The 12,390-nt window shown below is 34.7% G+C and carries 7 protein-coding genes; 5 read left to right on the top strand and 2 right to left on the bottom strand.

Translation table 11 applies throughout. The features are described from left to right. Nucleotides 1-58 precede the first annotated feature (58 nt). Nucleotides 59-856 (top strand): DUF5694 domain-containing protein, encoded by a 798-nt coding sequence (locus tag SD960_RS18200; protein ID WP_318805174.1) that lies wholly within the window; start codon nt 59-61, stop codon nt 854-856. A 356-nt stretch (nt 857-1,212) separates the two neighbouring features. Here SD960_RS18200 and sucC read toward each other — a convergent pair whose 3' ends face one another. Beyond that, nucleotides 1,213-2,406 carry an ADP-forming succinate--CoA ligase subunit beta gene (sucC, locus tag SD960_RS18205; protein WP_042566560.1) on the bottom strand — a complete coding sequence of 398 codons (1,194 nt, stop codon included), beginning with the start codon at nt 2,404-2,406 and terminating at the stop codon, nt 1,213-1,215. Nucleotides 2,407-2,822: 416 nt separating this feature from the next. Here sucC and gltB point away from each other — a divergent pair, with 416 nt between their 5' ends. Together gltB and SD960_RS18215 are read left to right on the top strand one after the other, a co-directional pair. Further along, nucleotides 2,823-7,340, top strand: a complete 4,518-nt coding sequence (gltB, locus tag SD960_RS18210; RefSeq protein WP_318805175.1) for a glutamate synthase large subunit — start codon at nt 2,823-2,825, stop codon at nt 7,338-7,340. 179 nt (nt 7,341-7,519) lie between these two features. Beyond that, on the top strand, nt 7,520-8,974 hold the full coding sequence (locus SD960_RS18215) for a glutamate synthase subunit beta (protein WP_042566723.1): 1,455 nt from the start codon (nt 7,520-7,522) through the stop codon (nt 8,972-8,974). A gap of 107 nt (nt 8,975-9,081) precedes the next feature. Here the strand turns inward: SD960_RS18215 and SD960_RS18220 are convergent, their stop codons facing one another. Beyond that, complete coding sequence (locus tag SD960_RS18220; RefSeq protein ID WP_318805176.1) at nt 9,082-9,252, bottom strand: hypothetical protein; 171 nt, start codon at nt 9,250-9,252, stop codon at nt 9,082-9,084. Between the two features lie 601 nt (nt 9,253-9,853). Between SD960_RS18220 and lysA the strand changes: the two genes are divergently transcribed. After that, nucleotides 9,854-11,077: a diaminopimelate decarboxylase gene (gene lysA / locus SD960_RS18225; protein ID WP_042566561.1), complete on the top strand. Its 1,224-nt coding sequence runs from the start codon at nt 9,854-9,856 to the stop codon at nt 11,075-11,077. Nucleotides 11,078-11,701: 624 nt separating this feature from the next. After that, the gene (locus SD960_RS18230; RefSeq protein ID WP_318805177.1) at nt 11,702-12,181 is read left to right on the top strand and encodes a hypothetical protein; all 480 of its coding nucleotides are present in this window, start codon (nt 11,702-11,704) and stop codon (nt 12,179-12,181) included. Nucleotides 12,182-12,390 lie beyond the last annotated feature (209 nt).

Here is a 12,390-nt window from a genome sequence, read left to right on the forward strand (position 1 = left end):
GGAAAAAATGCTTGAAATCCGCCTCTATATTTGCAATGAATTTAAACACAAAATCACCATGCAAAAAATCATTTTATTACTAGTACTTTTTACATTTAATCTATCATCTGCTCAAACGAAAAAGAAACAAATTCTGTTAATCGGAACTTTTCATTTTGCAAATCCAGGAAATGATGTTGCTCAAATCAAAACGTTCAACATTATGTCTGAGAAAAGCCAAAAAGAACTTGAAACCATAAGTGACAAAATCAAGAAATTTGGACCAGATAAAATTTTTGTCGAATGGAAATTTGCCCAACAAAATGAATTAGACAAATTTTATAATAAAAATACAGACAGTCTTTTTAAAAATAGTAAAAATGAAATTACGCAGTTAGCACTTCGTACTGCTAAAAAATTGAATCACAAAAAATTATATGGAATTGATTACCGCACCCGCTTTCCGTATGACAGTTTAATGATGAGCATGGAAAAAGCTGATCAGAAGGATTTAATGGAAAAGAACACAAAAATGACAGAACAATTCGAGAAGGATCAAAACGAAAGAATTTCAAAAAGTACTTTAACCGAACTTATGCTTTACTTTAATAAAAAAGAAACTGACAGAGAGAATATACAATGGTACTTAGAAGTCGCAAACAGAACCGGAAAACCAGATGATTTTACAGGTGCTTCTTTAGTTGCAAATTGGTACAAGCGAAACTTATATATGTATTCTTTAGTTCAAAAATTAACAGAAAGCAAAGACGAAAAAATAATGGTTTTACTTGGTGCAGGCCATGCTGCAATGCTGAAAGAATTTGTCGAAAATGATCCAACATTTGAACTTGTAGAATTGTCTACTGTATTGAAATAATTAATATAATCGCAAAGGGTGCAAAGATTTACACAAAGCACGCAAGGTTTTTTAACCACGAATTCACGAATTATTTTAATCTCAAAGATTATTAAAATAATTCGTGAATTCGTGGCTATTATTTTAGACAAACAACTTTGCTTTATAAAAAAGATTTTAATTACAAAACCAATCTTCAAATATAGCCCGCGGTTGAAACCGCAGGCTATATTTTCAAAAATTCACAAGCTTTGCGAACTTTGCGTTTATATAAAATCCTATTATTAAAAAACTTTGAGTTGTTTGCCGTTAAATCGGTTCCAAAAAAAAATCCCTCAAATTGGAGGGATTTTCTATATAATTGATTTCTTATTTGATTAAGATAATGCAGCTTTAACTTGATCTGCAGCTTCTTGAAACTGAACAGCAGATAAGATTGGCATACCAGAATTGTCAATTAATTCTTTTGCAATTTCAGCATTTGTTCCTTGCAAACGAACGATAATTGGCACTTTAATAGCATCACCCATATTTTTGTAAGCGTCAACAACTCCTTGCGCCACACGGTCACAACGAACGATTCCACCAAAAATATTAATTAAAATTGCTTTTACGTTTGGATCTTTTAAGATAATACGGAAAGCAGTTTCAACACGTTTTGCGTCAGCAGTTCCACCAACGTCAAGGAAGTTAGCAGGCTCAAAACCAGCATATTTAATTAAATCCATAGTTGCCATTGCAAGACCAGCTCCGTTTACCATACATCCTACAGTACCGTCAAGATCTACATAGTTCAATCCTACTTCTTTAGCTTCAACTTCGATTGGATTCTCCTCACGGATATCTCTCATTTCAGCATATTTTGGTTGTCTGTATAAAGCATTATCATCGATATTTACTTTAGCATCAACAGCCATAATTTTGTTATCAGATGTTTTCAAAACCGGGTTGATTTCAAACATAGAAGCATCAGAACCAATGTAAGCATTGTAAAGTGCGTCGATGAATTTCACCATTTCTTTGAAAGCATTTCCAGAAAGACCTAAGTTAAAAGCAATTCTTCTTGCCTGAAAACCTTGTAATCCAACAGAAGGATCAACTTCTTCAGTAAAAATTAAGTGTGGCGTGTGCTCAGCAACTTCTTCGATATCCATTCCACCTTCAGTAGAATACATGATCATGTTACGACCTGTTGCTCTATTCAATAAAACAGAAACATAGAATTCAGAAGTTTCACTTTCACCAGGATAGTAAACATCTTCAGCTACTAAAACTTTGTTTACTTTTTTACCCTCTGCAGAAGTTTGAGGAGTAATCAATTGCATTCCGATAATTTGTCCTGCAATTTCTTCAACTTGTTGCAAGTTTTTAGCTAACTTAACTCCACCACCTTTTCCACGACCACCTGCGTGAATTTGTGCTTTTATTACGTGCCATCCTGTTCCGGTTTCGGCAGTTAATTGTTTTGCAGCAGCCACAGCTTCAACTGCATTGTTAGCCACAATTCCGCGTTGAATGCGTACTCCGTAACTTGCTAAAATTTCTTTTCCTTGATATTCGTGTATGTTCATAATATAGAATTTGTCTGGTTCTGAATTTATTTCAGAATAAAAGTGCGACAAAAATAGCAAAATTCAACTTAATAGTAAAATGTTTTTCAATTAAAAAAACCACTCTGATATATATTAGATTGTTATTCTTTTTAAAAGAAAACAAACGGTTAAACAATTGTATGCAAATTGTTAACTAAAAAACACTATTTCGTTTGAAATTTAACAAAACCATCAGTGATTTCAATAGCTCCCAAAGGATTTTTCCTAATATAATTTAAAACATATTGTGATTTTATCATTTAGCAATGGTTTCTATAATATTATTATCATTTAAGAACTCTTTTTCTACTATTACAACAAAAATGTAAGTGAAAATAGATTTTTGATACATTATGTTTAACGAAATCTTTATTTTTGTAGAAAAAATATCAAGAATGAGAGTTAAAGAACAAGGGCTTTATTTGCCTGAATTTGAACACGACAATTGTGGTGCAGGATTTATTTGTAATTTGAATGGTATTAAATCTAATGACATCATTCACAAAGCATTGGACATCTTAATAAAATTGGAACATCGTGGTGCAGTGAGTTCTGACGGACGAACTGGTGATGGTGCAGGAATTTTATTTGATATCCCTCATGACTTCTTCAAAAAAGTTTGTGACTTTGAAATCCCTGAAACGCGTGAGTATGCAGTAGGAATGGTTTTTTTACCAAAAAGCAAAAACCAGGTATCTTTTTGCATGAAAACATTTGAATCAACAGTTAAAGATCAGAACTTAAAGATCTTAGGCTGGAGAGATGTACCTGTTGAAGTGGAAAATTTAGGGCAGATTGCCGCAGAAAAAGAACCAACAGTTAAACAGGTTTTTGTTAGCAAAAACGGTCAGGAGTTAACTGAAAATGAATTTAATGCAAAACTTTTTGCAGCTAGAAAAATTGCCGAACATGCTATTAGAGGATCAAAAACTTCTGAAAGCCACATGTTTTATTTCTCTAGTTTATCGACAACTACCATAATATATAAAGGTTTATTGATGCCGGAAGACATCAGCCGTTATTATGTTGACTTAAAAGATCCCGATTTAGTGACGCGTTTGGCGCTTGTACACCAACGTTTCTCTACAAATACTTTCCCTTCATGGGATTTAGCACAGCCATTTAGATACATGTGTCATAATGGTGAAATCAATACGCTTCGTGGAAACGTAAGCCGTATGCGTGCCCGTGAAGAATTAATGCAAAGCAAAGTTTTTGGTGATGACATCAAAAAATTATTCCCAATTATCTTAGAAGGAAAATCAGATTCTGCTTCTATGGATATGGTGGTAGAACTTTTATTAATGACTGGCCGTTCATTGCCTGAAGCGATGATGATGGTGGTTCCTGAAGCCTGGGAAAAACACCAAACTATGTCTCCTGAAAAAAGAGCATTTTACGAGTTCAATGCTTGTATTATGGAACCTTGGGATGGTCCTGCTTCTATTCCGTTTACAGATGGTAACGTAATTGGTGCTTTATTAGACAGAAACGGATTGCGTCCTTCTCGTTATACATTAACGCATAGTGGTTTCGTTATCATGTCATCAGAAATTGGTGTATTGGATATTGATCCCGAAGATGTAATTCAGCACGGTCGTTTAGAGCCAGGAAAAATGTTCCTTGTGGATATGAACGAAGGTCGTATTATCGAAGATGACGAAGTTAAAAAAGCGATAGTTACAAAACGTCCTTATAAAGAATGGCTAGACGCAAACTTATTACCGCTGGCTAATATTCCGTACACAAATAATCCTACTCCTGTTGAAAAATTAGATTTCTTAACGAGACAAAAATTATTTGGTTACACCATTGAAGATTTAAAAACAATTATCAACCCAATGGGTGGTCAGGGAGCTGAAGCAATCAGTTCTATGGGTAACGACACGCCTTTGGCAGTTTTATCAGACCAGCCTCAATTGCTGTACAACTATTTCAAACAATTATTTGCTCAGGTTACCAACCCGCCTTTGGATGGTATTCGTGAAGAAATTATTACTGATATCAGTTTAGCAGTTGGTGGAGATTTCAATATTTTTGAAATTGAATCAAAACAATGTAAAAAACTAAAAATCCAAAATCCGGTTATTTCTAATGAGGATTTGGATAAAATAAGAAACATTGATCACGCAGATTTTAAATCGGCTACAATTTCTACTTTATATAAAATAGAAAAAGGAGTTAACGGTTTAGAGCGCGCTCTTGAAAAATGTGTTCAGGCAACTTACAAAGCAGTTTCTGAAGGCTGCAACGTAATCATTTTGTCTGACAGGGGAGTTAGCGAGCAAATGGCGCCAATTCCGATGTTATTGGCTTGTTCTTACATTCACCACTCTTTGAACATTTTACAGGTTCGTTCTAAATTCGGAATCATAATCGAATCTGCAGAGCCTCGTGAACCGCATCATTTTGCTTTATTGTTCGGATACGGCGCAAGTGCGATCAATCCTTACATGGTAAACGAAATCATTCACGATCAGGTTAACCAAGGATTCATCAAAGGTGTAAAAGCTGATTATGCAATTGTAAATTACAATAAAGCAATTGCAAAAGGAATCGTTAAAATCATGAACAAAATTGGTATCTCTACTTTACATTCGTACAGAGCTGCCCAGATTTTCGAGATTTTAGGTTTGAACAAAACATTTACTTCTAAATATTTCCCTTACACGCCTTCAAGAATAGAAGGAATTGGTTTGATGGAAGTAGAAAAAGAAGTGAAGAAACGTTTTCAAAAAGCATTTCCAAATTCAAAAGTGGCCAATTTGCTTCCTTTAGAAATTGGAGGAATTTACAGATGGAGACGTGGTGGAGAAAAACACATGTTTAATCCAACAACTATTGCTAAATTACAACAAGCTGTTCGTTTGAACAGTCCTGAAAGTTATAAAGAATATTCTAATATGGTTAACGAGCAAAGCTCAAACCTAATGACCATTAGAGGAATGTTTGAATTCAATAATTTAGATCCAATTTCTATTGATGAAGTAGAACCTTGGACAGAAATTGTGAAGAAATTCAAAACAGGTGCAATGTCTTACGGATCTATCAGTAGAGAAGCACATGAGAATTTAGCAATTGCAATGAACAGAATTGGTGGAAAAAGTAATTCTGGAGAAGGTGGAGAAGATCCAAAACGTTTCCAGAAAGAAATTAACGGAGATTCAAGAAACAGTGCGATCAAACAAGTTGCTTCGGGACGTTTTGGTGTTTCGATCAACTATTTGACAAACGCTAAAGAAATCCAGATTAAAATGGCTCAAGGAGCAAAACCTGGAGAAGGTGGTCAGCTTCCTGGAGAAAAAGTAGTGCCGTGGATTGCCGAAACAAGAAACTCTACACCTTATGTAGGTTTGATTTCGCCTCCGCCTCACCACGATATTTATTCTATTGAAGATTTATCTCAATTGATTTACGACTTGAAAAATGCAAATCGTGAAGCGCGTGTAAACGTAAAATTAGTTTCTGAAGTAGGTGTTGGAACTATTGCTGCCGGTGTTGCCAAAGCAAAAGCTGACGTTATCCTTATTTCAGGTTATGATGGAGGAACTGGTGCTGCACCATTAACTTCATTACAACACACCGGAATTCCGTGGGAACTTGGTTTAGCAGAAGCTCAGCAGACTTTGATCTTAAATGATTTAAGAAGCCGTGTAGTTTTAGAGTGTGACGGACAATTGAAAACAGGTCGTGACGTAGCTATTGCTGCATTATTAGGAGCTGAAGAATTTGGTTTCGCAACGGCTCCGCTTGTAGCTTCTGGATGTATTATGATGAGAGCTTGTCACTTAAATACTTGTCCGGTTGGTATTGCAACTCAGGATCCTGAATTGAGAAAAAATTTCAAAGGAACTCCAGAGCATGTAATCAACTTCATGTATTTTATTGCTGAAGAATTAAGAGAAATCATGGCTCAATTAGGTTTCAGAACCTTGAAAGAAATGGTGGGTCAGTCACAAAAATTAAATGTGAATAAAGCGATCAAACATTACAAAGCCAATGGTTTAGATTTATCATCAATTCTATACAAACCGGAAAAAGCGAAAACGGTTCCGAATCACAATACTACAGAGCAGGATCACCAGCTTGAAAATGTATTGGATTTTGATATCATCAAAGAAGCAATTCCCTCTATTTATAGAAAAGAAAAAACAAGAGTTACATTTAAAATTAAAAATACAGACCGTTCTGTAGGTGCCATTTTGAGTAATGAAATCTCAAAAATCTATGGTGCACAAGGATTACCGGATGACACTATTTTAGTTGATTTTGAAGGTTCTGCCGGACAAAGTTTTGGTGCTTTTGCAACAAACGGATTGTCCTTTAAAATTCACGGAAACTGTAATGATTATTTAGGAAAAGGACTTTCCGGAGGAAAATTGATTATCAAAGTCCCTCCTACTGCAACCTTCAAACCTGAAGACAATATCATTATCGGGAACGTTGCCCTTTACGGAGCTATTACCGGAGAGGCTTATATTAATGGAATGGCCGGAGAGCGTTTTTGTGTGAGAAATTCTGGAGCAACTGCGGTTGTTGAAGGAATTGGAGATCACGGATGCGAGTACATGACTGGTGGTACAGTGGTTGTTTTAGGAAAAACAGGAAGAAACTTCGCAGCTGGTATGAGCGGTGGTGTAGCTTATGTTTACGATCCAAATCAAAAATTTGATTCAACATTATGTAACATGGAAATGGTTGCATTTGATCCGATGGAAGAAGAGGATGTTACAAAACTAAGACGATTGATTAAAAACCACTCCTTGTACACAAGCAGTCCATTAGCAAAAAGAATTTTAGCAGACTGGGAAAATGAGCAGAAACATTTCGTAAAAGTAATGCCAACTGATTACAAAAAAGCTTTACAACGAATTGCAGAAGAGAAAAAAATAGAAGAATTAATAGCTGGATAAATGATTTTGAAATTTTAGATTTTAGAGTTCAGATTTTAGATTGAAACTTACCTCAAAGCTTTGTGAACTTAAAACTCACAGAGAAGCAAAAAGAAAAACCTTGCGCTCTTTGCGGTTAAAAAATTGGAATTTGGAATTTAAAAATTGGGATTTATCATTTTATTTTAATTAAAAATGTCATGGGTAAAATAGGCGGATTTAAAGAATATAACAGAGCCGACGAAAGTAATTTAGCAGTAGCAGAACGTGTTTCGAACTACAATGAATTTACTATTCCGTTAGCAAAAGATAAAGTAAAAGAACAAGGTTCAAGATGTATGGATTGTGGTATTCCTTTTTGCCACAGTGGTTGTCCGTTAGGAAATTTAATTCCTGACTTCAACGACATGGTACATCAGGAAGAATGGCAGGGTGCATTAGAAATTTTGCAGTCTACTAATAATTTCCCGGAATTCACAGGTCGCTTATGCCCTGCTCCATGCGAAAAAGCATGTGTACTGGGAATCATAAAAGATCCTGTTTCTATCGAGAACATCGAAAAAAACATTGTTGAAATTGGTTTTGCAGAAGGATGGATCAAACCACAAGCACCAAAAACAAGAACAGGAAAAACGGTTGCCGTTATTGGTTCTGGTCCTGCAGGTTTAGCTGCTGCTCAGCAATTAAACAGAGCCGGACACACAGTTACGGTTTTTGAAAGAGACAATGCAATTGGTGGTTTATTACGTTACGGAATTCCAAATTTCAAATTAGAAAAAGGAATTATCGACAGACGTGTAGCCATCCTTGAAGCAGAAGGAATCACTTTTAAAACGAACGTAAACGTTGGTGTTAACTTTAGTATAGAAGAATTAAACGCTTTTGATTCTATCGTTTTATGCGGAGGAGCAACAGAAAGAAGAAGTTTGCCAACTAAAGGAATCGAAAGCAAAGGCGTTGTTCAGGCAATGGATTTCTTAACGCAACAAACGAAAGTTTTATACGGAGAGTCAATTCCGGATCAGGTTAAAGCAACCGGAAAAAATGTAATCGTTATTGGTGGTGGAGATACAGGATCTGACTGCGTTGGAACTTCAAACAGACACGGTGCAAAATCGGTAACCAACTTTGAGATTTTACCAAAACCTCCGGTTGGAAGAAGCGAGTCAACTCCTTGGCCTTTCTGGCCGTTGCAGTTGAAAACATCTTCTTCTCACGAAGAAGGTTGCGACAGAAACTGGTTAATTAACACTAAAGAATTCATTTCTAATGACAAAGGAGAATTAACCGGATTAAAAACCGTTGAAGTAGCCTGGAAAATGACTCCTGGTCAACGTCCTGAATTGATCGAAAAAGAAGGATCTGAGAAAATCTGGCCTTGCGATTTAGCTTTATTGGCTTTAGGATTTACAGGTCCGGAGAAAACATTAAGCGAGCAATTGGGAATTGAAACCGATATAAGAAGCAATTATAAAGCAAAAAATTATCAAACAAACGTTCCACACATTTTCACTGCAGGTGATATGCGAAGAGGACAATCGTTAATAGTTTGGGCTATTTCAGAAGGTCGCGAAGCAGCAAGAGAAGTAGATTTATTCTTAATGGGCTCTACTAACTTGCCAACCAAAGGAAACGGAGATTTACCTAGTTTGTAACTAAAGGTTCTGAGTTAATAAGATGCTAAGAGACTAAGTTTTTTTTCCTGGCATTTTATTTAATCTTCATTCCGATAAACAACATAACTACTAACAAACCCCTGAATTTAATTCAGGGGTTTTGTTTTTTGGCCACAGATTATATGGATTAAATTGATTTTTTGTTTGCCACAAATGTGCACAAATTCTTTTTTTTGCTCGCTTCTAAAATTAAACATAGCTGTGGTTTGAGCATTTTGCGGAAAATCCAAAATAAAAAAAATCTGATCTTCAAACATAGCCCGTGGTTTCAACCACGGGACACAATATATGATTACGCATAATCCATTACATTTCCCGTGGTTGAAACCACGGGAAATGTTTTATGCATTTCGTGAAAATTCAAAATAAAATTTGTGGAAATTAGTGTAATTCGTGGCAAAAAAAATGTGCGCAAATTATTTTTTTGCTCGCTTATAAAATTAAACATACCCATGGTTTGAGCATTTTGCGGAAAATCCAAAATAAAAAAATCTGATCTTCAAACATATCCCGTGGTTTCAACCACGGGACACAATATATGATTACGCATAATCCATTACGTTTCCCGTGGTTGAAACCACGGGCTATGTTTTATGCATTTCGTGAAAATTCAAAATAAAAATTTGTGGAAATTAGTGTAATTCGTGGCAAAAAAAATGTGCACAAATCTTTTAATCTGTGGCAAAAACTTAGTACCTTAGAATCTTAGCTCCTCAGAACCTTAAAAGAATTTATAAAAATTCGAAATAAGCTACTTTTTGTTTAAAAACAAACAATTTGTTACAATTTGTTATTTTTCTACAAAAAATTTGCCGTTACTCAAAAGTGTAATAACTTTGCCCAAAATAGTTTATAAAAATGCAAGCAAAAGATCTACTGCAGTTAGCAGACCAATTTGGAAGTCCATTATATGTTTATGATGCTGAAAAAATCCAATCACAGTACAATAGATTAACAAAAGCTTTCTCTAAGGTAGAAAACTTGAGGGTTAATTACGCCATGAAGGCATTGTCAAACGTTGCGATTCTTCAGTTATTAAAGAACATGGGGTCTGGTTTAGATACTGTATCAATTCAAGAAGTTTTATTGGGACTTCATGCTGGCTATGATCCTGACAAAATTTTCTTTACACCAAACGGAGTTTCTCTTGAAGAAATCGAAGAAGTTGCCGCAATGGGTGTTCAAATTAATATTGATAATTTATCTATTCTGGAGCAATTCGGAACAAAATATCCACAAATTCCCGTATGTATTCGTATCAATCCGCACGTAATGGCGGGAGGAAATGCTAATATTTCTGTTGGACATATTGATAGTAAATTCGGAATCTCAGTACATCAAATTCCGCATATATTGCGAATTGTTGAGAATACAAAAATGAGTATTGTTGGAATTCATATGCACACAGGATCTGATATTTTAGATATCGAAGTATTCTTGTATGCTGCTGAAATCTTGTTTGATACAGCAAAACACTTCAAAGATCTAGAGTTTTTAGATTTCGGAAGCGGATTTAAAGTTCCTTACAAAAAAGACGATATCGAAACTGACATCGAAGAATTAGGCAAAAAATTATCAAAAAGATTCAATTCTTTCTGTGCAGAATATGGCAGAGATTTAACGTTGATTTTCGAACCAGGAAAATTTTTGGTGAGCGAAGCAGGTTTCTTCTTAGCAAAAGTAAACGTAGTAAAACAAACAACCTCAACAGTTTTTGCCGGAGTTGATAGCGGTTTCAACCACTTAATTCGTCCGATGTTTTACGGTTCACAACATTATATTGAAAACATCTCAAACCCAAAAGGAAAAGAGCGTTTTTACTCCGTTGTAGGATATATTTGCGAAACGGATACTTTTGCCAACAACCGCAGAATTTCGGAAATTACAGAAGGTGATATTTTAGCTTTCAGAAATGCCGGAGCATACTGTTTCTCTATGTCTTCGAACTACAATTCAAGATACAAACCAGCCGAAGTTCTATGGAAAGACGGTAAAGGAATCTTAATTCGTCAACACGAAACATTCGAAGATTTACTTAAAAATCAAATTCCGTTGCCACAAGAAATTGCTGCAACAGTTTAAAATAAAAAAAAAGAGAATATCTAGTTAATCCCGTTTCTTAATTGAGGCGGGATTTTTTGTTACGCAATCTTGTCATTTCGAAGAATGAGAAATCTTCGCAAGAAACTCTACAAAGCAAATCGTCAATATAGAACGCGGATGACACGGATTCGCTTTGCGAAAGCACAGATTAAAACGGATTTTTTATCATAATATTCTAAGCTCAATATTGTCAGGCTGAGCGAAGTCGAAGCCACGCAAAGTAACTATCATGTTTGTCATTCTGAGGAACGAAGAATCTCCTTAAGTAACTCGACAACGATTGGGATTTGGAATTTAAAAAATTGAATATTAATAATACGGGCATCTGCCTCCGGGCCGGGCTTTCGGCTATATCTTTGTTCCGTCCAACTTCACAAAAGATACCGCCTCTATCTATCCCTGACGCCGTTTTGTTTATTTTAGAATTAAACTGATTTTAAAAAAAAAGGAATCTGAATTTACTACTTAATGGCTACAAGAAGATAAAAAAAATAAAAAGCTCTATAAGTAGCTAACGTAATATTTCAAAATTTTCTTTTTTCCGCATGTCTTTTTATTTTAATATATTTAGATGGAAATCTTTAATCATAAAAACATGAATAAATGAAAAAGGCATCATTAATTATTTTACTTCTATTATTAATTTCATGCAATTCAAGCAAGAACATTATTGGAACCTATAAATCAAATTTTGCAGTGTATGGATTTTTTGTTACAAAAATCAAATTTAATCCAGACAGCACGACTGAATATGATAAGGTTGGAGATTTAATAAATGAAAACTTAACCGGTCGATTTAAAGTCTCACAAAATATTGCATATATAAAATTTGACAAATTAAAATATGATCAATCAAATGATACTTTATCATTGAATGAAATACTTGTAAGAAAGATCGATACAAATGATTATCAAAATATGCACTCTTATGATTTGAAGTTTGAAAATGGTATTTCTTATCACTTGAAATACAAAATAAAACATAATAAATTAATGGCTTACAATATTATAACTGGCAAAATTGTGCGAAAAAGTAAAGGCTCAAAGAATAAAAGAAAATATTACTTAAAGAAAACAGAATAATAAAGATAAAAGCCCCGGTCTGCGAAGTTTCTCGAATTCGCAACGCAAAGAATAGGTCACAAGTATATCAAAAAAAGTATAATTAGATCACAAGATTCATACATAATCATTACAATTTTGACTCAATATTTTCAATAATTCAAAATCAATCCCTTCAAAATCCACAATCCTCAAAAACCAAAGTCGCTCTCCTTAAAAAAATCATTTTA

This window comes from Flavobacterium sp. MMLR14_040, assembly GCF_033657265.1.
In the GTDB taxonomy this organism is placed as follows: Bacteria; Bacteroidota; Bacteroidia; order Flavobacteriales; family Flavobacteriaceae; genus Flavobacterium.